We start from the raw sequence: 24,151 nt of genomic DNA, 5'->3' as shown, positions 1-24,151 counted from the left end.
CCGGGCGGGAAAATGACTCCACCAGTGAAATGCGTACAGGTTTTTAGGAGCGCTGTAATGCCTGACCTCTATCACTTCTTCCAACAGCTGGTTAACGGCCTCAACGTTGGCAGCATGTATGCCCTGATCGCCATCGGCTACACGATGGTCTACGGCATCATTGGAATGATCAACTTCGCCCACGGCGAGGTATACATGATCGGTTCCTACGTGGCCTTCATCGCCATCGCCGGGCTGACCATGATGGGACTCGACAGTGTCCCGCTGTTGATGACCGCGGCGTTCATCGCCAGCATCGTCGTCACCAGTTCCTACGGTTACAGCATCGAACGGATCGCCTACCGCCCCCTGCGCGGAAGCAACCGTCTGATCCCGCTGATTTCTGCCATCGGTATGTCGATCTTCCTGCAGAACACCGTTCTGCTGGCGCAAGACTCCAAGGACAAAGCTATCCCCAACCTGATCCCGGGCAACTTCGCCTTCGGTCCGGGTGGCGCACAAGAAGTGCTGATTTCCTACATGCAGATCGTGGTGTTCGTGGTGACCCTGATCGCCATGCTCGGCCTGACCCTGTTCATCTCCCGTTCCCGTCTGGGCCGCGCCTGCCGCGCCTGTGCCGAGGACATCAAGATGGCCAACCTGCTCGGCATCAACACCAACAACATCATCGCCCTGACCTTCGTCATCGGTGCTGCGCTGGCCGCCGTTGCCGCAGTGCTGCTGAGCATGCAATACGGCGTGATCAACCCCAACGCCGGTTTCCTCGTCGGCCTCAAGGCCTTCACCGCTGCGGTACTGGGCGGCATCGGCAGCATCCCCGGGGCCATGCTCGGCGGGTTGGTGCTCGGTGTAGCGGAAGCGTTCGGTGCCGATATCTTCGGCGACCAGTACAAGGACGTCGTTGCGTTCGGCCTGCTGGTTCTGGTGCTGTTGTTCCGTCCGACCGGCATTCTGGGCCGTCCGGAGGTTGAGAAAGTATGACTAGGAATCTTAAACAGGCACTGTTCAGTGCCTTGCTGGTGTGGGCGGTGGCCTACCCGGTACTCGGTCTGAAACTGACCATCGTCGGCATCAATCTGGAAGTGCACAACACCAGCCCTGCGGTACTCGCGACCATCGCGATCTGCTCGGTGCTGATGTTCCTGCGCGTGCTGTTCAACCAGCAGATCAGCAAGGCCTGGCGCTCCTCGCCGGGCATGCCGCTGATCCCGGCCAAGGCCAGCAACTTCCTGACCCTGCCAACCACCCAGCGCTATTTCATCATTGCGCTGATTCTGATCGCCCTGGTCTGGCCGTTCTTCGGCTCCCGTGGCGCGGTGGATATCGCAACGCTGATCCTGATCTACGTGATGCTCGGCCTGGGCCTGAACATCGTCGTCGGTCTGGCCGGTCTGCTTGACCTGGGTTACGTCGGTTTCTACGCCGTCGGCGCCTACAGCTACGCGCTGCTGTCGCATTACTACGGCTTGAGCTTCTGGATCTGCCTGCCGATTGCCGGCCTGATGGCGGCGACGTTCGGCTTCCTGCTGGGCTTCCCGGTGTTGCGTCTGCGCGGCGACTATCTGGCGATCGTGACCTTGGGTTTCGGCGAGATCATCCGTCTGTTCCTGCGTAACCTGACCGACATCACCGGTGGCCCGAACGGCATCAGCAACATCGAGAAACCGACGTTCTTCGGCCTGACCTTCGAGCGCAAAGCCGCCGAAGGCCTGCAGACGTTCCACGAGTATTTCGGCCTGCAATACAACTCGATCAACAAGGTGATCTTCCTTTACCTGGTTGCGCTGTTGCTCGCACTGGCCGCGCTGTTCGTGATCAACCGTCTGCTGCGCATGCCGATCGGCCGTGCGTGGGAAGCACTGCGTGAAGACGAAATCGCCTGCCGCGCGTTGGGCCTGAACCCGACCGTGATCAAGCTCTCCGCCTTCACCCTGGGCGCTGCGTTCGCCGGTTTCGCCGGCAGCTTCTTCGCCGCGCGTCAGGGCCTGGTGACGCCCGAGTCGTTCACCTTCATCGAGTCGGCGATCATCCTTGCCATCGTCGTATTGGGTGGCATGGGCTCGCAATTGGGTGTGATTCTGGCGGCGATCGTGATGATCCTGTTGCCGGAAATGATGCGTGAGTTCAGCGAGTACCGCATGTTGATGTTCGGTGCGCTGATGGTGCTGATGATGATCTGGCGTCCACAAGGTCTGCTGCCGATGCAACGCCCACACATGGAGTTGCGCAAATGAGCCGCGAGATCCTTAAAGTCGAAAATCTGAGCATGCGCTTCGGCGGCTTGCTCGCGGTCAACGGCGTGGCGCTGACCGTCAAGGAAAAGCAGGTGGTTGCACTGATCGGCCCGAACGGCGCCGGCAAGACCACCGTGTTCAACTGCCTGACCGGCTTCTATCAGCCTACCGGCGGCAGCATCCTGCTCGACGGCGAGCCGATCCAGGGCCTGCCGGGCCACAAGATCGCCCTCAAAGGCGTGGTGCGGACCTTCCAGAACGTGCGTTTGTTCAAGGACATGACTGCGGTCGAGAACCTGTTGATCGCCCAGCACCGTCACTTGAACACCAACTTCCTGTCCGGCCTGTTCAAGACCCCGGCGTTCCGCAAAAGCGAGCGCGAGGCGATGGAATTTGCCGAGTACTGGCTGGAAAAGGTCAACCTCAAAGAGTTCGCCAACCGCACCGCCGGCACCCTCGCCTACGGCCAGCAACGGCGTCTGGAAATCGCCCGCTGCATGATGACCCGCCCGCGGATTCTCATGCTCGACGAACCGGCCGCCGGCCTGAACCCGAAGGAAACCGAAGACCTCAAGGCGTTGATCGGTGTGTTGCGCGAAGAGCACAACGTCACCGTGCTGCTGATCGAACACGACATGAAACTGGTCATGAGCATTTCCGATCACATCGTCGTGATCAATCAGGGCACGCCGCTGGCCGACGGCACGCCGGAACAGATCCGCGACAATCCTGAAGTGATCAAAGCCTACCTGGGGGAAGCGTAAATGCTGCAGTTCGAAAACGTTTCCACCTTCTACGGCAAGATCCAGGCCCTGCACAGCGTCAACGTCGAAGTCCGTCAGGGCGAGATCGTGACGCTGATCGGCGCCAACGGTGCCGGCAAATCCACGCTGCTGATGACGCTGTGCGGTTCGCCGCAGGCGCACAGCGGCAGCATCCGTTACATGGGTGAGGAACTGGTCGGACAGGACTCGTCGCAGATCATGCGCAAGAGCATCGCCGTGGTCCCGGAAGGGCGTCGGGTGTTCGCCCGTCTGACCGTGGAAGAAAACCTGTCGATGGGCGGATTTTTCACCGACAAGGGCGACTATCAGGAACAGATGGACAAGGTTCTCGGACTTTTCCCACGCCTGAAAGAACGCTTCAACCAGCGCGGCGGCACCATGTCCGGCGGCGAACAGCAAATGCTCGCCATCGGCCGTGCGCTGATGAGCAAGCCCAAGCTGCTGCTGCTCGACGAGCCATCGCTGGGTCTGGCGCCGATCATCATCCAGCAGATCTTCGACATCATCGAACAGCTGCGCAAGGACGGTGTGACGGTGTTCCTGGTCGAGCAGAACGCCAACCAGGCGCTGAAAATCGCTGACCGCGCCTACGTTCTGGAGAACGGCCGCGTGGTCATGCAAGGCACCGGTGAAGCGCTGCTGACCGATCCGAAGGTACGCGAGGCGTACCTCGGCGGTTGAGTGTTATCGCTGCACAAAAAAACGGCCTTCGGGCCGTTTTTTGTTTCCTGAGCACCACCAAGGTAACCCTGTGGGAGCGAGCCTGCTCGCGAAGCGCTCTGTCATTCAACATTATGGGTGCCTGACACACCGCCTTCGCGAGCAGGCTCGCTCCCACAGGGATACAGCTGAATCCGAAATTTTTCATAAATTTCTCGCCCCGCCTGTAACGCATCCCCCCACCCGTTCTCTAGAGGGACAAGCAAGCGCAAACCGCTTGCAGAAACCCTGATAAAAAACTGGAGAAACATCATGACTGCGACTACCCGTACCCTGTCCGCTACCGCCCTGGTTCTGGCCCTCGGTTCCGCTCTGAGCATCGCCACTGTCTCCACCGCCCAGGCCGCCGATGCCAACATGGAAAAATGCTTCGGCGTGGCCATGAAGGGTAAGAACGATTGCGCCGCAGGTGCCGGGACTACCTGCGCCGGCACGGCGAAAATGGACTATCAGGCCAACGCCTGGAAGCTCGTTCCGAAAGGCACCTGCGCCACCACTGAAAGCAAAACCTCGCCGACCGGTTTCGGTCAGCTCGAAGCCTTCAAAGCCAAGTCCTGATCCACGGCCTGCCTGAGTGACGCCCATGTTCAGTCATCACGAACCGTCCCTGCCGCGCACTCAGGCAGCTCGCACCGAGCTCCCTGCCCGCGCCGGGCTGGGGCTCAAGACCGGGCACTTCCTCGAAGTGCTCGGCTCCGTACCGGACCTCGGTTTCTTCGAGGTCCACGCCGAAAACTACATGGTAGCCGGCGGCCCTTTTCATCATTTTCTCGGTCTGATTCGCCAACAGTACCCGCTGTCATTGCACGGCGTGGGCCTGTCGATCGGTGGCGAAGGCCCGCTGGACGGCCAGCACCTCAAACGCCTCGCCGAGCTGATCGAGCGCTATCAACCGCAAGCCTTTTCCGAACATCTGGCGTGGTCGAGCCACGGCCCGGTGTTCCTCAATGATCTGCTGCCACTGGCCTATGACACGCCGACGCTCAATCGCGTCTGTGCGCACATCGACCAAGTGCAGAACACGCTCAAACGTCCGATGCTGCTGGAAAACCCGGCGACCTATCTGGCGTTTGAGCATTCGACGATCGACGAGCCCGTGTTCATCGCCGAAGTGATCCGCCGCAGCGGCTGTGGCTTGTTGCTCGACGTCAACAACGTCTACGTGTCGTGCATCAATCATCAGCGTGATCCGCTCGCCTACCTCGACGCACTGCCATTGCACGCGGTCGGCGAGATTCATCTGGCCGGCTTCGCTGAAGATTGTGACAACCTCGGCGATCGTTTGCTGATCGACGATCACGGCGCGCCGATTGATCAGGCCGTCTGGAATCTGTACCGCCTGGTGCTGCAACGGACTGGCCCGATAGCGACGCTGATTGAACGTGATAATCACGTGCCGGCCTTTGACGTATTGCTCGCCGAAGCGCAGCAAGCCGAAAAGCTGTTGCGCCGCGCGGAGCGTGCGGCATGAGTACGCAAGCGGACTTCGCCGCCGCCCTGCTCAATGTGCAACTGCCGTATCCCAAGGGCCTGTGCAGCCGCAATGGCGCTGATCCGTCGCGACGTTTCGCGGTGTACCGCAACAACGTGCAGAGTTCGCTGATCAATGCGCTGGCCGATAGCTACCCGGTGGTGCAGCAGTTGGTCGGTGAGGAATTCTTCCGCGCCATGGCGGCGATTTTCGTACGCGGTCAGCCGCCGCAAAGTCCGTTGATGAGCCGCTACGGCGAAGACTTCGCCGATTTCATCGGGCAATTCGAACCCATCGCCGGTGTGCCCTATGTGGCCGATGTTGCGCGACTCGAGCACTTGCGCACCCTCGCCTACCACGCCGCCGATGCGCAGCCGATCCGGCCGGAGCAAGTCAGCGCCGCGCTGACCGATCCGCAGTCGCTGAGTGAACTGTGTTTCGAACTGCATCCCTCTCTGCACCTGCTCGACTCAGCCTACGCCGTTGTCGCGATCTGGGCCGCGCACCAGCAGGAGCAAGGTCTGGCGGGAATCGGCCTGAACCAGGGCCAGCACGCTCTGGTGCTGCGCAATGGTCTCGACGTTGAGGTGTTTGCGCTTGAGCCGGGTGCGAGCGTGTTCCTTCATCATCTGCTACAGGGCTCGCCACTGCTCGCGGCGGCAGGGAACAGCCCGCCGTTCGATCTCGCCCAAACCCTCGCCTTACTGATTGCGCATAACGCGATCACCCAGCTCAATTACAAGGAGTTGCCATGAACGCTTTGATCCTGCGCGTCATCGCGCTGTTCGAAAAAATCCCGCACAGCCTGATTGCCTTCATCGCGCGTTTTTCCATTGCTGCGGTGTTCTGGAAATCCGGGCAAACCAAGGTCGAAGGACTCGCCATCGATTTGATTGACGGCAATTTTGAACTGGGCTGGCCGCGATTGGCGGACTCGACGATTCCGCTGTTTCAAAGCGAGTACCACCTGCCGCTGCTGTCGCCGGAAATTGCCGCGCATCTGGCGGCGTTTGCCGAGCATGTGTTTCCGCTGCTGATCCTGCTCGGCCTGGCGACGCGGTTTTCGGCGCTGGCACTGCTCGGCATGACCCTGACTATCCAACTGTTCGTCTACCCGGATGCCTACCCGACCCACGGCACCTGGGCGGCGGTGTTGCTGTACCTGATGGCGACCGGGCCGGGCAAATTGTCGATCGATCACCTGTTTGCCCGCCGTTTCGCAAAATAAGATCCACCTGTTGGAGCGAGCCTGCTCGCGAAAGCGGTGTGTCATTCAACATCGGTATCGACTGATACTGACGCATTCGCGAGCAGGCTCGCTCCCACAGGGAAATCACATCAGCGCTGCAGCCGATCCAGCGCCTCGCCACTGCGCTTGAACCAGCCCATCAAATAATCCGCCAACACCTGCGTGCGTTTCGGCAATCCCCCCTGATACGGGTGCACCAGATACATCGGCATCCGTCGTGTCTGGTAATCGCGCAGCAGCCAGCGCAAGCGGCCGTCAGCCAATTCGGTTTGCAGCAGATACGACGGCAAACGGGCGATGCCGGCATCGGACAGCGCGGCTTTTTTCAGCAGATTGTAATGGTTGCTGGCGAACGGGCCTGAGACCCGCACCCGCAGCAGTTCGTGCTGCTGGTGATAAAGCCATTCTTCGCGCCCGCTGTAATGGCTGTTAAGCAAGCAGCGATGCACGGCCAGGTCCAGCGGCGTTTGCGGTTCGCCAAAACGCTTGAGGTAAGCCGGGCTGGCGCAGGTCATTTCGTGCCACGCCAACAAAGGTCTGGCCACCAGCCGATCGTCATTGGCCACTTCGGCTCGAATCGCCAGATCAAAGCCATCGCGGGCCAGATCGCGATAGCTGTTGTTCAGCTCCAACTCGATCTGCACCTCCGGGTATTGCCCGGAAAACTCCAGCAACAAGCCATCGAAGAAGGTCTCGCCGAGCGAAACCGGAACCGTCATGCGTACGGGGCCGGCCATGTCGTCCTTCAAACGTGCCAACGCCTGCCGCGCGCGTTCGACTTGAGCCACCAGCGCCTGAGCCTGCGGCAGCAGCGCCGCCCCCGCCGCCGTCAGGCTCAAGCGCCGAGTCGTGCGTTGTAGCAAGACCACACTGAATTGGGCTTCGAGCTGGCTGATGCGCTTGGACAACTGGCCCTTGCTGCAGCCCAACTGTTGCGCGGCCAAGGTAAAACTGCCGGCCTCGATCAGCACGGCAAACGCAGCAAGGTCATCCATTTCGCTCATGGATTGTTTCCATTTGAAAACCAAAGGTTGCCTATTAGTGCGCTTATCCGCGGAAAAAACCACCCTACACTGAAACCTCATTCACTCAATTGGGGTACAGCTCGATGAAGATTCTGTTGATAGGCGCCGGCGGCACCATCGGTTCGGCGGTGGACAAAGAATTGTCGCAACGCCACGAGGTCATTCGTATCGGCCGCAACAGCGGTGACTTGCAAGTGGATATCAGCGACAGCGCGTCGATCCGCAAGCTGTTCGAACAGACCGGTAAGTTCGATGCGTTGATCTGCGCGGCGGGCAACGTGACGTTTGCAGCGCTGGACGAGATGACTGGGGACAGCTTCGCCCTCGGCCTGAAAGACAAGCTGATGGGCCAGGTCAATCTGCTGCTGATCGGCCGCGAGTTCGCCAATGACGGCGCCTCGTTCACCTTCACCACCGGCGTGCTCAGCCACGACCCGATTCGCAGCGGCGCCTCGGCAGCGCTGGTCAACGGCGCGCTCGACAGCTTCGTCCGCGCCGCCGCCATCGAGCTGCCGCGTGGCCTGCGGGTGAACTCGGTGAGCCCGACCGTGCTGACCGAAGCCCTGGGCAAATACGCGCCCTACTTCCGTGGCTTCAAGTCGGTTCCTGCAGCGGAAGTGGCATTGGCCTACGCGAAAAGTGTCGAAGGCCTGCAAACCGGTCAGACATTTCACGTGGGTTAAGGCCCTTGTGATGAACGGTCAGGCTGCGTAACGTGGCAGCACTTGTCTGGAGAGCCAAAGATGCGTGTTGCCCGTTCGATCGTCCTCGTTGCCCTGCTGCCGTTGTTTGCCGCCTGCCAGTTGTTCGACGGTCAGCGGCAAAGTGTGTCCCATGCCGGGCAAACGCGCATGCAGGGGCAACTGACCGCCGCCGACGGCAAACTGGTGTTCCAGCCGTGCCAGGATCAGCGGCAACTGGTGGTCAACGACATCGGCGGCACCAGCGTCCTGCAAGAGGCCGCCACCCTGGCCGACGAGCAGGGCAAGCTGTTTGCCGATGTGCGCGGCAAGGTCTCCGGCGACCGTCTCGACCTTGTCCAGTTGTATCGTGTAGAACGCTCGGGCACGGCCTGCGATGATCCGAATTTCAAACTGCTGATCCTGCGCGCCGCCGGCCATGCCCCGGAGTGGAACGTCAAGGTCAGCGGCAAAGGCATGGTCATCGAGCGCGACGGCCAGCCGCCGCTGGCCGTGCCGTATGTGGAAGAACAACTGGGCGACGGCCGCTTCAATCTCAGCAGCGAAGCCAACAACCAGCGCATTGAATTGTGGGTCGCGCCACAGCGCTGCGTCGACAGCAGCACCGGCAGCGTGCAGCACATGAGCGCCGAGTTGCGTATCGACGGTCAGGTGCAACGCGGCTGCGGCTATTTCGGCGGCGCACGCAACGACTGATCGTTTTTCCCCCACGGATCCGCTCGCGGCGGCTTATAATCGCCGCCTTCAAACGCCTTGGCGCAGTTGTGCGCCCCGCGAATCCGGATCCCCGCCATGTTACGAATCACTGAACTCAAGCTGCCAATCGACCATCCCGAAGAAGACCTGCGCGCCGCCATCGTGCAGCGTCTGGGCATCGCCAGCGATGATCTGCTCGATTTCACCTTGTTCAAGCGCAGCTATGACGCGCGCAAAAAGTCCTCCGAACTGTGCTTCATCTACACCATCGACCTCAACGTACGCGACGAGGCCCGGGTGTTGGGCAAGTTCGCCGACGACCGTAACGTCAACGTGGCGCCGGATGTCAGCTACAAATTCGTCGGCCAGGCACCGAGCGATCTCGGCCAGCGGCCGATCGTCGTCGGTTTCGGCCCGTGCGGTATCTTCGCCGGCCTGCTGCTGGCGCAGATGGGCTTCAAACCGATCATTCTCGAGCGCGGCACCGAAGTCCGTCAGCGCACCAAGGACACCTGGGGCCTTTGGCGCAAAAGCGTGCTCAACCCCGAGTCCAACGTGCAGTTCGGCGAGGGTGGCGCGGGTACGTTCTCCGACGGCAAGCTGTACAGCCAGATCAAGGACCCGAAGTTCCTCGGCCGCAAAGTCCTGCACGAGTTCGTCAAGGCCGGCGCGCCGGAGGAAATCCTCTACGTCAGCAAGCCGCACATCGGTACGTTCCGCCTGACCGGTATGGTCGAAAACATGCGCGAGCAGATCCGCGAACTGGGCGGTGAAGTGCGCTTCCAGGAGCGCGTCAGCGACGTGCTGATCGAAAACGGCCAACTGGTCGGCGTGCAGCTGGCCAGCGGCGAAACCCTGCATTCCAGACACGTGGTCCTGGCCCTCGGCCACAGCGCCCGCGACACCTTCCGCATGCTCCACAGCCGTGGCGTGTTCATGGAAGCCAAGCCGTTCTCGGTGGGTTTCCGCATCGAGCACCCTCAATCGCTGATCGACCGCGCGCGTCTGGGCAAATACGCCGGCCACCCGAAACTTGGCGCTGCCGATTACAAACTGGTGCACCACGCCAAGAACGGCCGTTCGGTGTACAGCTTCTGCATGTGCCCGGGCGGCACTGTGGTCGCGGCGACGTCGGAACCGAATCGCGTTGTCACCAATGGCATGAGCCAGTACTCGCGTAACGAGCGTAATGCCAACTCCGGCATCGTCGTCGGCATCACCCCGGAAGTCGACTTTCCGGGCGGCCCGCTCGCCGGTATCGAGTTGCAGGAGCGCCTCGAGTCCCACGCGTTCATCCTTGGCGGCAGCGACTACAAGGCCCCGGCGCAACTGGTTGGCGACTTCATCAACGGCAAGCCGTCGACCGAGCTGGGCGAAGTCGAGCCTTCGTACAAGCCGGGCGTCGCGCTGGGCGATCTGGCGCTGGCGCTGCCGGACTTTGCCATTGAGGCGATCCGTGAAGCCTTGCCGGCGTTCGAGAAGCAGATTCGCGGTTATTCGCTGCACGACGCGGTGCTGACGGGAATCGAGACGCGCACTTCGTCGCCGCTGCGCATCACCCGCAACGAGTCGCTGCAGAGCATGAACGTCAAAGGCCTGTTCCCGGCCGGTGAAGGCGCGGGCTACGCCGGCGGAATTCTCTCGGCGGGTGTCGACGGGATTCGCATTGCCGAGGCGGTGGCGCGGGATATCCTCGGTCTCACTGACTAATCAGCATTAGCTGACACAACACACCCCCTGTGGGAGCGGGCTTGCTCGCGAAAGCGTCGTTTCAGTCGATTCGTTTATCGCCTGACACACCGCCTTCGCGAGCAAGCCCGCTCCCACATTTGATTGGGGTGTGTCAGATGTTGGCGCGCAGCACCGAGGTCGGCAGCACCTCCCCGCGCTCGGCACTCGCCGCCACCGCTGCGATCAACTCACCCAGTTCGTAACCCTGCGCTTTCAACCATTCCTGGTCGTAATAAGTGTCGGCATAACGCTCGCCGCCATCGCACAGGATCGCCACGATCGATCCCGACTGCCCCGCCGCTTTCATCTGCTGCGCCGCCATCAGCGCACCGATCAGATTGGTCCCGCTCGACCCGCCGACATGCCGCCCCAAACGCTGCGCCAGATAATGCATGGCCGCCAGCGACAAGGCGTCCGGCACCTTGACCATCGCATCGATCACCTTGGGCAGGAACGACGCCTCGACCCGAGGCCGGCCAATGCCTTCGATGCGTGAGCCGCATTCCAGGCGCAGGCTGGCATCTCCCGTCTGGTAGAAATCGAAGAACACCGACCGTTCGGCATCGGCACACAACACGCGGGTGCAGTGCTGGCGATAACGCACGTAACGGCCGAGGGTCGCGGTGGTGCCGCCGGTGCCGGGGCTGGAAATCAGCCAGGTCGGCTCAGGGTGTTTTTCGTAGCGCATCTGCTGGAAGATCGACTCGGCGATGTTGTTGTTCGCTCGCCAGTCGGTGGCACGTTCGGCGTAAGTGAACTGGTCGATAAAGTGACCGCCATGCTCGCGGGCCAGGCGCTCGGATTCGGCGTAGATCTGCGTCGGATCCTGCACCAGATGGCTCTGCCCGCCGTAAAAGGCAATCTGGGCAATCTTCTCTTTCGAGGTGGTCGCGGGCATCACCGCGATAAATGGCAAACCGAGCATGCGCGCGAAATACGCTTCGGAGATCGCCGTCGAGCCGCTGGATGCCTCGATCACCGGCGCGCCGGGCTTGAGCCAGCCGTTGCACAGCGCGTAAAGGAACAGCGAACGGGCCAGGCGATGCTTGAGGCTGCCGGTCGGGTGGCTGGACTCGTCCTTGAAATACAATTCGATGCCGGCAAAACCTGGCAGCGGCAAGGGGATCAGGTGGGTGTCGGCGCTGCGCTGGAAGTCCGCCTCAATGATGCGGATGGCTTCGCGGGCCCACTGTCGGTTGTCGCTCATGGTTTCGGTTCTCGTTGAATCAGCCAGAAGATCGGTCTTCTGAAAAGGTCTGTCACAAGCTTAGGAAAAATCCCGCAGGCGGCAAAGATACAGCTGAGTCTCAATGTGTCAGGCAACTGCTAGGCTCAGTGCTGCCCGAACCAGACAGCCTGTAACGACATATAACAAAAAAGAATATAACTTTTGTTTTAACAACTAACGGTACGGGTTAGGGTGTTTCACCTTTTTCACGATTCGATGGAGAGCGACCTTGCCTCTGCGTAGCACTTTCACGCGTTTCTTTCAGTTGGAAGCCGCCAGCGGTCTGCTATTGATCGCCGCAGCCGTTCTCGCGCTGATCATCAACAACTCACCGCTGTCGTGGCTGTACACCGGCCTGCTCGACACTCCAGTGGTGGCGCAGATCGGCGCGTTGAAAATCGCCAAACCCCTGCTGCTGTGGATCAATGACGGCCTGATGGCGATGTTCTTTCTGCTGATCGGCCTGGAAGTGAAACGCGAAGTGCTCGACGGCCAGTTGTCCAAGCCCTCGCAGATCGTCCTGCCCGGCGCAGCAGCGATCGGCGGCATGCTGGTGCCAGCGCTGATCTACTGGTTCCTCAACCGCGACAACCCCGCCGCCCTGAGTGGCTGGGCCATTCCGACCGCCACCGACATTGCCTTCGCCCTCGGCGTATTGGCCCTGCTCGGCAAACGCGTGCCGGTGTCGCTGAAACTGTTCCTGATGACCCTGGCGATCATCGATGACCTCGGCGCCATCGTCATCATCGCAATCTTCTATTCCGGCGAACTCTCGACCCTGTCCCTTGGCCTGGCGGCTGCGTGCATTGCCGCGCTGGTGGCGATGAACCGGCTCGGCGTGGTCAAACTCGGCCCTTACATGATCATCGGCCTGATCCTCTGGGTCTGCGTGCTCAAGAGCGGTGTCCACGCGACACTGGCCGGCGTGACCCTGGCTTTCTGCATTCCCCTGCGCACGAAAAACGCCGAGTCGTCGCCGCTGCTGACCCTCGAACACGCGCTGCACCCCTGGGTCGCCTACGGCATCCTGCCGCTGTTCGCCTTCGCCAACGCCGGCCTGTCGCTGAGCGGCGTCACCGTCGAAAGCTTCACCCACGACGTACCGATGGGCATCGCCATCGGCCTGCTGCTGGGCAAGACCGTCGGCGTGTTCGGCCTGACCTGGCTGGCGGTCAAGATCGGCATCGCCGCCCTGCCCCAAGGCGCCAACTGGGGCCAGGTCCTCGGCGTGGCAATTCTCTGCGGCATCGGCTTCACCATGAGCCTGTTCGTCGGCTCGCTGGCCTTCGAACCCGGCGTGAGTGATTACGCCGGCATGGATCGCATGGGCATCCTCACCGGCTCGATCCTCGCGGCGGTGATTGGTTATGCGGTGACGGCGGCGGCGAGTCGCAAGAATTCACAACCGCAATAATCCTTGTGGCGAGGGAGCTTGACCCCTCGCCGCAAATTTACCGCCTCACAGTTACGCAGCGAACAATCCCCACGTCATTAGCGACCCGTCCTACAGCCACACTTTCCCCGCTTCGATAACGTCGTGCAGCCCCTTTCCGAGGGGCTGTAGATGATGAACGAAGGGACGATCAGTGGCGCGGAACAAGGACATTCCCCGGGTGCAAAACCCACCGCAGGGCGACGGACATCACGTTACCTGGCGGTATATGACGGCCGCCGAACTGGCCGAGCGCGAAGCCGGGCAAAACGCTTACGACGCGATGCTGGCGCGGCAGGAGGCGTTCGAGCGCAGCCGTGAAGTGGCGGCGAAAACCTGAAGCCGTGCGTGCCGGCTGTGTATTCGCCAAGTCCTGCAAGTTGCCGGATGCGATCATTGATTACAGCAATCCTTCCGGCATGGTGCCGACCGACAGCCTGAAGGATTACGGCGAGCTGATTCTGCTCGGCGCTCGCGAAGCCGACCCAAGCGGCGTTCCTCTCAAGAAAATCAGCGCCAACGCCATCCCGGTCGGGTTCGGCAGTCTGGCCCTGGCAGGCTCGGCTTTTGAAGCGCTGCCGGCGCTCGTATCGAGCGCAGCGGCTGCGCCTTTGGTGGGCCTGGTTGCGCTTTTGATGCCATCCACCCTGGGCGACAGCGCGCTCTACACCGATGAGCAACTAAGCACACTCAAACAAGCCCGAACCCGCGTGCGCCTGCGCGTCGAGCAACAGGCCGATGGCACGCTCAAGGGTTACGGTTTCTACACCGGCAAGAACCGCGATTGGGAAATGGTCGATGTCGTGCAATTCACTGCACGCGGCGACCGGTTCGTTGCGGATCTGGGTGAAGGCGTCGAACTGCTCTGGACCCCGGCGGTGGATGGCTCGGACATTCTCGGCATTCCAGCGCTGGAGGCTGCCCCGCAGGCACCGCATATCTGGGTCTATCCACCGACGAAAGCGGCGGACGGGATACTGGTGAATCCGGTTTATCCGCCGGAGTACAAAGACTTTATTTTGGTATTTCCGGCCGGATCTAGTATTAAACCGGTCTACATCGTCATCAGTACTCGCGCTGGGGATCACGAATATCATCCGCCGCCTGACATACTGCCGGCTTTTCCCGATGCCAGAATCGTCGGCCGTAAAACAGTAGTCCAAGGCGGTGGTTCAAAACGCAAAAGATGGAAAACCGCCAAAGGGCATATTCTTGAATGGGACTCCATGCACGGAACGATTGAAAAATATGATCCTCGGGGAAACCACATCGGGGAATTCGATCCAGCGACTGGTGAGCCCACGTCTACAAAAAAGAATAAAAACTCGAAGAAAGGAAAAAAACGGAGCGTTGAGCCTTGAGATTTTTGATAGAAGCTTTTGATAAGCAGACTGATGACCAAGTATCGGTAACCGAAATACCCAAAGAGCATGCAGAGCACATTAAGTCGATTATGGGTTGGACGACCAAGCAGCAAGGGTGGGAAGGCTACGATTTGAATCAGAAACAAGTTCAAGCCTTTGAAAAACTGATGCAGATATCAATCGCAGATTCACGCTATTACTTTCAACTGACATGTAACGGCCCCGATTAGCCGTAAGCGAGCAATGTGAAGACAACATCAAAGTATCTGCGAGGAAAAAATGGGTCTGGTATTGAGGCTGGAGTGGTACGACACAGCAACCCTAGAAATTCAGGGCGAGGAATCGTCAAAAGATCTGGGGGACGATGAATCAGTTTTGAATGCTCTGAGTATTCCGGTGGAAGGCAACATCAATAATGGCGGCTTCAACGTCATCGAAAAGTGGGTAACTAGCATTCAGCCGTACTTTCAACATCAAATCACACTCAATACCTGCGACTACCAGATTTCGTTCGATTACAGTTAAATAACCGGGATGAGTTCTTCATGCGCTTTCTTTCGATTACCGGATTCTTTACTGACGAAGTCCAAGATGACTCCTTGCAATTCGAGCTGGATATCACAGGCAGCGAAATAAATGAAAAAGTGGCTCAGCTCATTGAATCCAAGCCCTTGGATGAGGTGGAACCCGGCGAGCTGTTGTTGACTCAGGATCAGGTAACCGCATTGGAAAACCTGCTCAACGTCAGTTTTCCAAAGGGCCTCGAATACTTCATGGGCACCTGCGTCACATACTGAATGAGCAATTCAAGCAAAGAAAAACCCCGACCAGTCACCTGATCGGGGTTTTCTTTTACCCGGCTTCTCGCTTAGTGCGAAACGCGGCTGGTTCCGCCAACGGTGGAAATCCGTACCCGCTCGCCAACGCGGAATACTTCATTCTCCTGAACCTGCTGCACATAGGCGCGCATGCTGCCGTCGTCTTCGCGGACGGTGATTTCCACGCCCTGGGTGCGGGTCAGGCCTTCTTCGGTGGCCGAGCCAAGCAGGCCGCCGGCCACTGCGCCGATGACTGCAGCGACAATGCTGCCCTTGCCGCCGCCGATGGCGCTACCGCCGACGCCGCCGACCACTGCGCCTGCTGCGCCGCCGATCGGGGTCTTGGTGCCTTCGATTTTTACCGGTCGCAGGGATTCGATGGTGCCCATGCGAATCGTCTGTACACGACGCGCTTCGTCACGGGAGTAGGAGTCGCCGGTGAGGCTCGATTGGCAGCCGGTCAGCAACATCGCCATCGTCGAAAAGGAAGCAACCAGCAGAACAGACTTACGCATAGCATCAACTCCAAAAGAACATGTGTTCATTAAACCCCGTGGCCTGGCGCCTGTCACGACACCATCCGGATAAAATTGGCTTCCATTCAGGCCTGGTACAGATGCCCGCGAGCGTCCACTCAAGGTAGCGTCAAATCAGCGATCCTGCGCCATCCGCGTTTATCTCGCTCGGTAGACTGCTCAGGGTGCCAGTCGTTCCAGAATCCACTCGGTGCCCTGGAGGCGGTAGTTCAGGCGATCGTGCAGGCGGCTCGGACGGCCCTGCCAGAACTCGATGCGCTCGGGCAACAAGCGGTAACCACCCCAATGTTCCGGGCAGTGCGGCTGGCTGTCACTGAAGCGCTGCTCCGTGGCCTTGAGCAAATCTTCCAGCTCGCCACGGCCGTTGATGACCCGGCTCTGCGGCGAGGCCCAGGCGCCGAGGCGACTGCCCAGCGGCCGCACTTGATAATAAGCATCGGACTCCTGCGGCGTAACCTTCACCACCCGCCCTTCGATGCGCACCTGGCGCTCCAGTGTTGGCCAGAAGAAAGTCATGGCGGCAAACGGATTGGCCGCCAGATGCTGGCCCTTGGCGCTGTCGTAGTTGGTGAAGAAGGTGAAGCCCTGCTCGTCCAGGCCCTTGAGCAACAGAATGCGGCAATGCGGTCGACCGTCGGCATCGACCGTGGCCAAGGTCATGGCGTTGGCTTCGACCGGCGCCTGCTCGGTTTTCACCGCATCGGCGAACCACTGGTGAAACAGCGCAAACGGCTCGGCCGGGGCTTGCGCCTCGGTCAAACCGTCACGGGTGTAGTCGCGACGCATATCGGCCAGAGCCTGGGTCATGGCGGATTCCTTTTCGTTAGCGGATCACTTCTTGGCGGCGTCGGCTGCGGCGACTTTCTTGTCAGTCGCGGCGGCTTTGGCTGGCGCAGTCTTTTTCGCCGGAGTCTTGGCCGGCGCCTTTTTCGCTGGAGCCTTGGCGGCAGCTTTTTTGGCTGGCGCTTTTTTCGCCGCCGGGGCAGCAGCTTTCTTGGCAGCAGGCGCTGGGGTGGCGGGTTTGGCCACTGGCTTGACATCTTGCGCAGCAACCATCGTCACCGGCTTCGGCGCCGGCATGTTGTATTTGCTCAGCAGTGCAACCATGGTGTTTTGCGGCGTCACCAGCAGTTCGACACGACGGTTCAAGGCGCGACCTTCAACGCTGTCGTTGGCCGCACGCGGCGCTTCGGAACCCATGCCGCGCAGCATCAGACGGTCGCGCTGCAAGCCGCTGAGGCGGAAGATCGCTGCAACCGATTGTGCACGTTCCTGGCTCAGCTTGATGTTGGCCGGCGCCGCACCGCTGGTGTCACTGTGACCGAGCACCAGCACCGCAGTTTTCGGGTCGGCTTCAAGGATTTTCGCTACGCGAGTGAACGGGCCAAGCGTGACCGGCAGCAGCATCGCCGGGCGGTCCGGGTTGAACGAGCCTTCGACCGGCGCCGTCACCACCAGTACGTTATCGCGACGCTCGAGTTGCAGATTGCTGTCTTTCACCGCTTCACGCAGACGCGGCTCGTAGTCGTCGAGCCAGGCTTGAGTGACCTTCGGATCCGGCATAGGCACCGCTTTGGCAGTTGGCTGATCCTTGCCGCCGAACGGCCACCACCATTTGCCATTGGACTGCGCCTCGGCTTTGGCCACTTCGACCGGTTTGGCTTCAGGTTTGACCTCGGCCTTCAGATCAGCCTTGACCGCTTCATCGCTGGAACCGAACGGCCAGTACCACGGGTTGCTGCTCTCAGCCTTGGCCACTGGCGCAGTCGCCGCTGGTTTCAAAGGAGCCGGAGCCGGTGCCGGATCTTTGGCCGCGACTTTGTCAGAAGAACCGAACGGCCACCAACTGCCGCCGTCTGCATCGTTTTTCGGGTTCTGTGCGCAACCGGTGATCGCTACACACAGGGCCAGGGCGAGGGTCTTTTTAGATGACATTGAAAATCCACAAAATGAAGTAATGAAAAATCAGAGCACTTTCGCCCGGATAAACAGCCGTTTTGAAACGAAAATCCCTTCGAGGTTCCGACCCTGGAACCTTTGTTGAAGCTTTACAGACAAGTGGCAAGCACCCGCGCCAGCTTTTGCGCGCGCGGATCCATCAAAACGTAAGGCCCCAGGGTATTTGTCACGAAACCGAAAGCCACATCGTGCTCAGGATCAGCAAAACCGATCGAGCCGCCCGCTCCCGGATGGCCGAACGCGCGCGGGCCGAGGCCGTAGGTGGCGTTGGGCACGTCCGGTTGATCGAGCATGCAGCCGAGGCCGAAGCGAGTGCGGGTGAGCAAAGTCTTGTCGTCGCCGAGGCTGTGCTCGCGGGTCAGCTCTTCGAGCATCTCGCTCTCGAGCAGGCTGCCATCGAGCAGGCCGGCATAGAACCCGGCGAGACTGCGCGCGTTGCCGTGGCCGTTGGCCGCCGGTTGCTGCATGCGTCGCCATTCCGGCTTGTTGGTGCTGGTCAGCACGGACGGCGGATTGGTGAAAGCGCGGGTGGTCATGGCCGTCGGTTCGCGCATGGTCACTTGCAGCAGGCGCTGAGCCGCAGCGTCGCCGGCGTTGCCCTTGCCACGGGCGATGTGCGCCACGCGATGAAACTCTTCGTCGGCCAGGCCCACATGGAAATCCAGGCCCAACGGCTTAGCGACCCGAGCGACGATCGACTCGCCCGGCCCACGACCGTCGGCGCGGCGCAGCAATTCGCCGACCAGCCAGCCGTAGGTGATCGCGGCATAACCGTGACCGGTGCCGGGCGTCCACCATGGGGCTTCGGCCGCAAGGGCGTCGACCATGGTTTGCCAGTCGTACAGGGCTTCAGGGGCGAGCAGTTCGCGCAGGGCCGGCAGGCCGGCCTGATGGCAGAGCAATTGGCGCAGGGTGACGAATTCTTTGCCGGCGGCGGCGAACTCCGGCCAGTAGCGGGCAACCGGGGCGTCGAGTTGCAACTTGCCTTCGGCCACCAGTTGCAGCGCGGTAACGGCGGTAAAGGTCTTGGTGCATGAGAACAGGTTGGCGATGGTGTCGCTGTGCCAGGCTTCGGCGCCGTCCTTGTCGGCAGCACCGGACCAGAGGTCGAGAACGGTTTCTCCACCGACCTTGATGCACAGGGCTGCGCCGCGTTCCTGGGGATCGTCGAACAGTGCGGCGAAAGCCTCGCGCACCGCTTCGAATTGAAGCTCGTAATGTCCCTGAATCTGCACCCGCAACTCCCCCGCGAAAACGCTCTACAAAGTGGCCCGCATTGTTCCAGCCCTTGAGGGATTTGGGAACAGGCGCGGGCCAGACGGTTGATCGGCAATTTATGGTGATCCCTTCGCGAGCAGGCTCGCTCCCACAGTGGATCTCAACAGCAGCGCAGTTCCCCTGTGGGAGCGAGCCTGCTCGCGAAGAACGATAACGCGATCTGAAACCTAGTGACCATTCCCCGAATGCCCACCCGCCTGTGCAGCCCCCGGCGCTTTGCCAGCCTCGGCCTTGCGCCCGCCTTCAACTTCCGCCGCCGGGGTTTTCTGCGCCTCCTTGCCCAGTTGCTCGAGCGCCTGCAGATTGCTTTTGCGCACTGCCTCGACAAAACCCTGATAAGGCAGATCGGTCACCCCGACCAGACCGAAATGGCCGTTCTCGCCGTCGAGCAAACGCCCGGTCACCGGTTGGTCGAGATACTGGAACCAGTGCACGCCGACAATCGACGGTTCGCTCAGCGCCTGTTTGAGGAAGTTGGCATAGGCCGGGCCGCGATCTTCTTCCTTGGCGAGTTGCGTCACGCCGCCCCAGAACGGGCCCCGGTCAGCTGAGCCGAAGTTGAATTCGGTGATCAGCAGCGGTTTGTCCAGCGCTGCCAGCGCGGCGAAGTCGTAGCCGTCCTGCGGCTTGAGCGTGTACAGGTTGAAGCTCAACACATCGCAATACTGCGCGCAGGACGCCACGGCCTCAGGCGTGCTGATAGCGAAGCGGCCGCCAAGCAGCATCTGGTTCGGCGCGTGCCATTTCAGCGAATCGGAAATGGTCTTGAAATAGGTATCGGCGAAGACCTTCTGGAAGTATTTGAAATCCGCTTCGATCTCCGGATGCTCCGGGTTTGGCAGCGGCGGCACGAAGCCAGGGTCTTCCATCAATTCCCATGCCGGCAACTCGATGCCCCAGGCCTTGGACAGCCCGGCCTGATTGCGGTACTTGTCGCGCAATTGCTTGAGAAAGGCGCGCTTGGCCGGCACGTCGGTGGTCATTTTCAACGTGCCGTAGGCCAACGCGTAACGAGCCTTCGGATCGTCGCCAGGGCCGGCCCAGGCCAGTTCGTTGTCGGCGTAATAACCGATCAGCCAAGGATCATCACGGTGATCGCGGGCGGCAATGGCCACGGCGCGCTCGGTGGCCATGGCGAAACGCGGATCGAACGGATCCGGCATCCCGCCCCACCAATCGCTGCCCGTACTGATACTGGCGTAATCGCCGACGATCGACAGCGGCAAGGTGTACGGCACGCGCTCAGCATCCGCCAGCGACGGCGCGCTCCAGTTGCCCACCGTGTTGAAGCCCCAGGCTTGCAGCCGATCGAGGGTATGGCGGGTCCAGCGTTCTTCTTCAATAGTGGCTTTGCACGGGGCGGTTTCCTCGCTGGACGCTTGCACCGCATCGGTCTGCGCCGCTTCGGCAATACCGGATTTTGGCTCGGCAGGCACCGTTGCAGTCTCAGCAGCCTGCACCGAGCCGGCCTCAGCCGCGCCCGCCTTCGCCGCTTCGGCAATCCCGGCCTTGTTGTCGCTGTCCGCCTTGCACGGTTCGCCGTACAGGCGTTGCAGATTGGCGCCATAGAAGTCGTACCAGCGGCCGTTGCCGTAGCCACGGCCCTGATCGGCACCGTTGCCGCCACGGTTGTCGCCCTCGCCGAAATGCGCGGCCAGCGGGTCGTCGTTCTTCGGCAACGATTCGAACATGTACTCACGACCAGCGACGTAGGTCTGGTTGACTTGCGGGCTGACGGTGTTGACGCCGAGCGAATAGAACGGGTGGCCTTCAGGGGTCACCAGATACCAGCGGCCGTCACGTTTTTCCGTGCGAAAAAAACCGCTGGCCTTGAACGCCGGGCCTTTGTTCCAGCCGCCGAACTTGTCCAGCGAGGACTTTTCGCGCTCGGCCAGCCAACTGTTCAGTTGTTGCTGCTCTTTGCTGGCGGCGTTTTTCAGTTGCTCGTCGCTGCTGACTTTTTCCGGCCATTTGCTGCGGGTCGATTGCCCGTAAGCGTCGACCAGATTGCCGTACACCGCCTTCGTCACCGATTCGCCGTCCTGCACGCCGAACCGCTCGAGCAACAGGCTCTGCGCAACTTTCGGCTGATCCATCGACAGACTCACTGAAACCACCTGACTGCGATCGATCTCGCCCGTGCTGCTGGCCAGCAGAATGCGTTGGCCATCGACGGTCATCGGCATCGGCGGCCCGGCTTTCATGCCCTGGCTCAGCGGCGTCGAAGCCACCAGCGGCACCAGCAAGGTCTGCGCGGGGCCGGCCGGCAGATCGACGCGGCTGACCAGAGTGCGGCCATCGTTGCTCTGGATCTGCACATAAACCGTCACCGCCCAGTTCATCGCACTCTGCAGTCGCAGAGTCATCATGCCGGACTGCGACCAGTCCCAAGCGCCGGTCTGCGGAGTCAGGCGCAAGGTCGGCCGCGCGACCGGGTTGAACGTCACCCGGCGCAGCACTTCGCCTTCTGCGGTCTGTTCGGCATTGGCCTGGGGCAGGTCGGCGTTTTCCGTGGCGACCTTGACCACGTCGGCCGGGCGTACGAAGTTGAACAGCGTCTGCTGACCGGCGGGCGCGGCCAGCAGCGGCGCGGCAAAGATCAAGGCGAAAACAGCGGGCAACGAACGGCGGATCATAAGAACGGAGTTCTCCCTAACGACCAGTCAAGGCCAGTGGAACAGCGGTGGCAGAGAGATAGACAACGCGGTGGGCCAATCGGCCCACCCGAGTCTCAGGATATTTCACGACGGAAAGGCGGCAACGCATTGAGGATCGCCTTGCCGTAGCGCTGAGTGACCAGACGCCGGTCGAGCAAAGTGATGGTGCCGCGGTCTTCTTCGGTACGCAGCAGACGGCCGCAGGCCTGAACCAGTTTCAGCGAGGCATCGGGCACAGAGATTTCCATGAACGGATTGCCGCCACGCGCCTCGATCCACTCCGACAAGGCGGCTTCGACCGGATCGTCGGGCACCGAAAACGGAATCTTGGCGATCACCACGTGCTCGCAGTAGGCACCCGGCAAATCGACCCCCTCGGCGAAACTGGCCAGCCCGAACAGCACGCTGGAATCACCGCCATCGACTCGCGCCTTGTGCTTGTTCAGGGTTTCCTGTTTCGACAGGTTGCCTTGAATGAACACTTGCTTGCGCCAGTCGCGGTCGAGACCGTCGAACACGTCCTGCATTTGCTTACGCGAGGAGAACAGCACCAGCGTGCCGCGCGACCCTTCGACCAGATCGGGCAGCTCGCGAATGATCGCCGCCGTGTGGGCGGCGGCATCGCGCGGGTCGGCCTTCAGGTCCGGCACGCGCAGCACGCCGGCATCGGCATGGTGGAACGGGCTCGGCACCACCGCCGTGACAGCCTTTTTCGGCAGACCGGCGCGCATGCGGAAACGGTCGAAAGTGCCCAGCGCCGTCAGCGTCGCCGAGGTCACCAGGCAGCCGTAAGCGACATTCCATAAACTGCGACGCAAGGTTTCCGCCGCCAGAATCGGGCTGGCGTTGACCTCGATGTCGAACAGCGAGCCGCTTTCGGCCAGGGTCAGCCAGCGCGCCATCGGCGGGCTGTCTTCCGGGTCTTCGGCGGTGAACGCGGTCCACAGTTCCCAATTGCCGGAAGCACGGGACAACAGGCTGCCGAACAGCGGATACCATTCTTCGGCCTGATTGCTGGCGATGCCGATATTGACCTCACCGTCCATGCCTTCCTTGAGCAGGTCGGTCAGGCGCTGGAACAGATCGTTAAGGCGCGAATAGCCTTTTTTCAGCTCGATGCCCATCTCGCGCATGTCCTCGGGAATCACCCCGCCGACAAAGCGATGTCGCGGACGTTCGCGGCCTTCGACGTCTTCGCCGGGTTTGAAATCGGCGATCTGCTCGCAGGCGGTGAACATGAACTGCTGCTGGGTCTTGATCTCCCGCGCCAGCTCGGGCACCTGCTCGATCAGCTTGCCGAGATCACCCGGCAACGGATGCTGCGCGAGCAATTTGGTCAGGTTCTTGGCGGTGGTTTCCAGCCAGTCGGCGGTGGAGCGCAGGCGCGTGTAATGAGCGAAGTGGCCGATGGCCTTGTCCGGCAAATGGTGACCTTCGTCGAACACGTAAATGGTGTCGCGCGGGTCCGGCAGCACGGCGCCGCCGCCCAACGCCAGATCCGCCAGGACCATGTCGTGGTTGGTGACGATCACGTCAACCTTGCCCATGCCTTCGCGAGCTTTGTAGAAGGCGCACTGGCCGAAGTTCGGGCAATGACGGTTGGTGCACTGGCTGTGATCGGTGGTCAGGCGCGCCCAGTCGGCGTCTTCCAGCGCGTTCGGCCAGCTGTCGCGGTCGCCGTCCCATTTATTGCCGGCGAGCTTTTCGATCATGCTGGTGAACAGCTTCTGACTGGCCTCGTCGACTTCGATCTTGAAGCCTTCTTCCTCGAACAGTTGCGCGGTGGCGGTTTGCGCGTGGCCTTCCTGCAACAGCATGTCGAGCTTGGACAGGCACATGTAGCGGCCACGGCCCTTGGCCAGGGCGAAACTGAAATTCAGCCCGCTGTTGCGCATCAGGTCGGGCAGATCCTTGTAGACGATCTGCTCTTGCAGGGCGACGGTCGCGGTGGCTATCACCAGACGCTTGCCGGCCAGTTTCGCCGTAGGAATCGCCGCCAGGCTGTACGCCACCGTCTTGCCGGTACCGGTGCCGGCTTCCACCGCGACAATCGCGGGGTCGCCACTGCGCCGGCCTTCATCGTCGGTATCGATATCCCCGAGGACCTTGGCGATTTCGGCGATCATCAGGCGCTGGCCGTAACGCGGCTTGAGGCTCTTGGCCTCTAGAAAACGCGAATAGGCGCCCTGGATCGTGGTTTTGAGTTCAGTGCTGATCATTGAGTGTCGGGCGCAAAAACGCTGGATAAATTTTCAGTAGTTTGGTTC

General features: G+C 61.0%; 23 protein-coding genes and 1 pseudogene. 16 read left to right on the top strand and 8 right to left on the bottom strand.

Annotated features, from left to right (window positions below):
* Positions 1–57: 57 nt before the first annotated feature.
* The 8 genes from livH to ACZ0AZ_RS15395 all read left to right on the top strand — a co-directional run bounded on the left by livH (position 58) and on the right by ACZ0AZ_RS15395 (position 6,438).
* Positions 58–981: a high-affinity branched-chain amino acid ABC transporter permease LivH gene (gene livH / locus ACZ0AZ_RS15430; protein WP_016771355.1), complete on the top strand. Its 924-nt coding sequence runs from the start codon at positions 58–60 to the stop codon at positions 979–981.
* Positions 978–2,234, top strand: coding sequence for a high-affinity branched-chain amino acid ABC transporter permease LivM (locus tag ACZ0AZ_RS15425; RefSeq protein WP_016771356.1), 1,257 nt, complete (start codon positions 978–980; stop codon positions 2,232–2,234). The genes livH and ACZ0AZ_RS15425 overlap by 4 nt, the downstream gene beginning before the upstream one ends.
* Positions 2,231–2,998 (top strand): high-affinity branched-chain amino acid ABC transporter ATP-binding protein LivG, encoded by a 768-nt coding sequence (livG, locus tag ACZ0AZ_RS15420; RefSeq protein WP_016771357.1) that lies wholly within the window; start codon positions 2,231–2,233, stop codon positions 2,996–2,998. The genes ACZ0AZ_RS15425 and livG overlap by 4 nt, the downstream gene beginning before the upstream one ends.
* Positions 2,999–3,700: an ABC transporter ATP-binding protein gene (locus tag ACZ0AZ_RS15415; RefSeq protein ID WP_003222380.1), complete on the top strand. Its 702-nt coding sequence runs from the start codon at positions 2,999–3,001 to the stop codon at positions 3,698–3,700.
* Positions 3,701–3,991: 291 nt separating this feature from the next.
* Positions 3,992–4,297 carry a BufA1 family periplasmic bufferin-type metallophore gene (locus ACZ0AZ_RS15410; protein WP_016771358.1) on the top strand — a complete coding sequence of 102 codons (306 nt, stop codon included), beginning with the start codon at positions 3,992–3,994 and terminating at the stop codon, positions 4,295–4,297.
* 25 nt (positions 4,298–4,322) lie between these two features.
* Positions 4,323–5,210, top strand: a complete 888-nt coding sequence (bufB, locus tag ACZ0AZ_RS15405) for an MNIO family bufferin maturase (RefSeq protein ID WP_463537678.1) — start codon at positions 4,323–4,325, stop codon at positions 5,208–5,210.
* Positions 5,207–5,965, top strand: coding sequence for an HvfC/BufC N-terminal domain-containing protein (locus ACZ0AZ_RS15400; protein ID WP_463537677.1), 759 nt, complete (start codon positions 5,207–5,209; stop codon positions 5,963–5,965). The genes bufB and ACZ0AZ_RS15400 overlap by 4 nt, the downstream gene beginning before the upstream one ends.
* On the top strand, positions 5,962–6,438 hold the full coding sequence (locus ACZ0AZ_RS15395) for a DoxX family protein (protein WP_129998841.1): 477 nt from the start codon (positions 5,962–5,964) through the stop codon (positions 6,436–6,438). Before ACZ0AZ_RS15400 ends, ACZ0AZ_RS15395 begins: the two co-directional genes overlap by 4 nt.
* Before the next feature lie 110 nt (positions 6,439–6,548).
* Here ACZ0AZ_RS15395 and ACZ0AZ_RS15390 read toward each other — a convergent pair whose 3' ends face one another.
* Positions 6,549–7,463 (bottom strand): LysR family transcriptional regulator, encoded by a 915-nt coding sequence (locus ACZ0AZ_RS15390; protein WP_463537676.1) that lies wholly within the window; start codon positions 7,461–7,463, stop codon positions 6,549–6,551.
* A 104-nt stretch (positions 7,464–7,567) separates the two neighbouring features.
* Here ACZ0AZ_RS15390 and ACZ0AZ_RS15385 point away from each other — a divergent pair, with 104 nt between their 5' ends.
* The 3 genes from ACZ0AZ_RS15385 to ACZ0AZ_RS15375 all read left to right on the top strand — a co-directional run bounded on the left by ACZ0AZ_RS15385 (position 7,568) and on the right by ACZ0AZ_RS15375 (position 10,591).
* A complete protein-coding gene (locus ACZ0AZ_RS15385; protein WP_039762641.1) occupies positions 7,568–8,167 on the top strand; it encodes a short chain dehydrogenase in 600 nt (199 codons plus the stop codon).
* A gap of 60 nt (positions 8,168–8,227) precedes the next feature.
* Positions 8,228–8,881 carry a COG3650 family protein gene (locus ACZ0AZ_RS15380; RefSeq protein WP_463537675.1) on the top strand — a complete coding sequence of 218 codons (654 nt, stop codon included), beginning with the start codon at positions 8,228–8,230 and terminating at the stop codon, positions 8,879–8,881.
* A 96-nt stretch (positions 8,882–8,977) separates the two neighbouring features.
* Positions 8,978–10,591 (top strand): NAD(P)/FAD-dependent oxidoreductase, encoded by a 1,614-nt coding sequence (locus ACZ0AZ_RS15375; protein ID WP_310406856.1) that lies wholly within the window; start codon positions 8,978–8,980, stop codon positions 10,589–10,591.
* Between the two features lie 133 nt (positions 10,592–10,724).
* On the opposite strand, the gene ACZ0AZ_RS15370 is transcribed toward ACZ0AZ_RS15375, so the two are convergent.
* Positions 10,725–11,819, bottom strand: coding sequence for a PLP-dependent cysteine synthase family protein (locus ACZ0AZ_RS15370; protein ID WP_129998837.1), 1,095 nt, complete (start codon positions 11,817–11,819; stop codon positions 10,725–10,727).
* A 250-nt stretch (positions 11,820–12,069) separates the two neighbouring features.
* Between ACZ0AZ_RS15370 and nhaA the strand changes: the two genes are divergently transcribed.
* The 5 genes and pseudogenes from nhaA to ACZ0AZ_RS15345 all read left to right on the top strand — a co-directional run bounded on the left by nhaA (position 12,070) and on the right by ACZ0AZ_RS15345 (position 15,433).
* A complete protein-coding gene (nhaA, locus tag ACZ0AZ_RS15365) occupies positions 12,070–13,254 on the top strand; it encodes a Na+/H+ antiporter NhaA (protein ID WP_463537674.1) in 1,185 nt (394 codons plus the stop codon).
* A gap of 172 nt (positions 13,255–13,426) precedes the next feature.
* Positions 13,427–14,633: pseudogene (locus ACZ0AZ_RS15360) on the top strand (S-type pyocin domain-containing protein).
* Positions 14,630–14,866, top strand: coding sequence for a DUF7683 domain-containing protein (locus ACZ0AZ_RS15355; protein WP_463537673.1), 237 nt, complete (start codon positions 14,630–14,632; stop codon positions 14,864–14,866). The pseudogene ACZ0AZ_RS15360 and the gene ACZ0AZ_RS15355 overlap by 4 nt, the downstream one beginning before the upstream one ends.
* Before the next feature lie 49 nt (positions 14,867–14,915).
* On the top strand, positions 14,916–15,161 hold the full coding sequence (locus tag ACZ0AZ_RS15350; RefSeq protein ID WP_129998836.1) for a colicin E3-like toxin immunity protein: 246 nt from the start codon (positions 14,916–14,918) through the stop codon (positions 15,159–15,161).
* A 20-nt stretch (positions 15,162–15,181) separates the two neighbouring features.
* Positions 15,182–15,433 (top strand): pyocin S6 family toxin immunity protein, encoded by a 252-nt coding sequence (locus ACZ0AZ_RS15345; protein WP_310406850.1) that lies wholly within the window; start codon positions 15,182–15,184, stop codon positions 15,431–15,433.
* Positions 15,434–15,504: 71 nt separating this feature from the next.
* Here the strand turns inward: ACZ0AZ_RS15345 and ACZ0AZ_RS15340 are convergent, their stop codons facing one another.
* The 6 genes from ACZ0AZ_RS15340 to dinG form a co-directional block, all read right to left on the bottom strand.
* Positions 15,505–15,969 carry an outer membrane lipoprotein gene (locus ACZ0AZ_RS15340; RefSeq protein ID WP_016771369.1) on the bottom strand — a complete coding sequence of 155 codons (465 nt, stop codon included), beginning with the start codon at positions 15,967–15,969 and terminating at the stop codon, positions 15,505–15,507.
* 180 nt (positions 15,970–16,149) lie between these two features.
* Entirely contained in the window at positions 16,150–16,797 is a 648-nt protein-coding gene (pdxH, locus tag ACZ0AZ_RS15335; RefSeq protein ID WP_076566258.1) for a pyridoxamine 5'-phosphate oxidase, read from the bottom strand.
* Between the two features lie 24 nt (positions 16,798–16,821).
* Positions 16,822–17,925 carry an OmpA family protein gene (locus ACZ0AZ_RS15330; protein WP_039762626.1) on the bottom strand — a complete coding sequence of 368 codons (1,104 nt, stop codon included), beginning with the start codon at positions 17,923–17,925 and terminating at the stop codon, positions 16,822–16,824.
* Between the two features lie 113 nt (positions 17,926–18,038).
* Positions 18,039–19,184: a serine hydrolase domain-containing protein gene (locus ACZ0AZ_RS15325; protein WP_463537672.1), complete on the bottom strand. Its 1,146-nt coding sequence runs from the start codon at positions 19,182–19,184 to the stop codon at positions 18,039–18,041.
* Positions 19,185–19,394: 210 nt separating this feature from the next.
* On the bottom strand, positions 19,395–21,863 hold the full coding sequence (locus ACZ0AZ_RS15320; RefSeq protein ID WP_463537671.1) for a beta-galactosidase: 2,469 nt from the start codon (positions 21,861–21,863) through the stop codon (positions 19,395–19,397).
* A 95-nt stretch (positions 21,864–21,958) separates the two neighbouring features.
* Complete coding sequence (gene dinG, locus ACZ0AZ_RS15315; protein ID WP_024011911.1) at positions 21,959–24,103, bottom strand: ATP-dependent DNA helicase DinG; 2,145 nt, start codon at positions 24,101–24,103, stop codon at positions 21,959–21,961.
* Between the last annotated feature and the right edge of the window lie 48 nt (positions 24,104–24,151).

The organism is Pseudomonas sp. AC239 (assembly GCF_979258545.1).
The sequence above is the reverse complement of the archived record's forward strand: the minus strand, read 5'-3'. Positions and strand labels throughout refer to the sequence as shown.

Coding starts and splice junctions, on each gene's coding strand:
- livH (WP_016771355.1), top strand. CDS start 58: ATGCCTGACCTCTATCACTTCTTCCAACAGCTGGTTAACGGCCTCAAC.
- ACZ0AZ_RS15425 (WP_016771356.1), top strand. CDS start 978: ATGACTAGGAATCTTAAACAGGCACTGTTCAGTGCCTTGCTGGTGTGG.
- livG (WP_016771357.1), top strand. CDS start 2,231: ATGAGCCGCGAGATCCTTAAAGTCGAAAATCTGAGCATGCGCTTCGGC.
- ACZ0AZ_RS15415 (WP_003222380.1), top strand. CDS start 2,999: ATGCTGCAGTTCGAAAACGTTTCCACCTTCTACGGCAAGATCCAGGCC.
- ACZ0AZ_RS15410 (WP_016771358.1), top strand. CDS start 3,992: ATGACTGCGACTACCCGTACCCTGTCCGCTACCGCCCTGGTTCTGGCC.
- bufB (WP_463537678.1), top strand. CDS start 4,323: ATGTTCAGTCATCACGAACCGTCCCTGCCGCGCACTCAGGCAGCTCGC.
- ACZ0AZ_RS15400 (WP_463537677.1), top strand. CDS start 5,207: ATGAGTACGCAAGCGGACTTCGCCGCCGCCCTGCTCAATGTGCAACTG.
- ACZ0AZ_RS15395 (WP_129998841.1), top strand. CDS start 5,962: ATGAACGCTTTGATCCTGCGCGTCATCGCGCTGTTCGAAAAAATCCCG.
- ACZ0AZ_RS15390 (WP_463537676.1), bottom strand. CDS start 7,463: ATGAGCGAAATGGATGACCTTGCTGCGTTTGCCGTGCTGATCGAGGCC.
- ACZ0AZ_RS15385 (WP_039762641.1), top strand. CDS start 7,568: ATGAAGATTCTGTTGATAGGCGCCGGCGGCACCATCGGTTCGGCGGTG.
- ACZ0AZ_RS15380 (WP_463537675.1), top strand. CDS start 8,228: ATGCGTGTTGCCCGTTCGATCGTCCTCGTTGCCCTGCTGCCGTTGTTT.
- ACZ0AZ_RS15375 (WP_310406856.1), top strand. CDS start 8,978: ATGTTACGAATCACTGAACTCAAGCTGCCAATCGACCATCCCGAAGAA.
- ACZ0AZ_RS15370 (WP_129998837.1), bottom strand. CDS start 11,819: ATGAGCGACAACCGACAGTGGGCCCGCGAAGCCATCCGCATCATTGAG.
- ACZ0AZ_RS15350 (WP_129998836.1), top strand. CDS start 14,916: ATGGGTCTGGTATTGAGGCTGGAGTGGTACGACACAGCAACCCTAGAA.
- ACZ0AZ_RS15345 (WP_310406850.1), top strand. CDS start 15,182: ATGCGCTTTCTTTCGATTACCGGATTCTTTACTGACGAAGTCCAAGAT.
- ACZ0AZ_RS15340 (WP_016771369.1), bottom strand. CDS start 15,969: ATGCGTAAGTCTGTTCTGCTGGTTGCTTCCTTTTCGACGATGGCGATG.
- pdxH (WP_076566258.1), bottom strand. CDS start 16,797: ATGACCCAGGCTCTGGCCGATATGCGTCGCGACTACACCCGTGACGGT.
- ACZ0AZ_RS15330 (WP_039762626.1), bottom strand. CDS start 17,925: ATGTCATCTAAAAAGACCCTCGCCCTGGCCCTGTGTGTAGCGATCACC.
- ACZ0AZ_RS15320 (WP_463537671.1), bottom strand. CDS start 21,863: ATGATCCGCCGTTCGTTGCCCGCTGTTTTCGCCTTGATCTTTGCCGCG.
- dinG (WP_024011911.1), bottom strand. CDS start 24,103: ATGATCAGCACTGAACTCAAAACCACGATCCAGGGCGCCTATTCGCGT.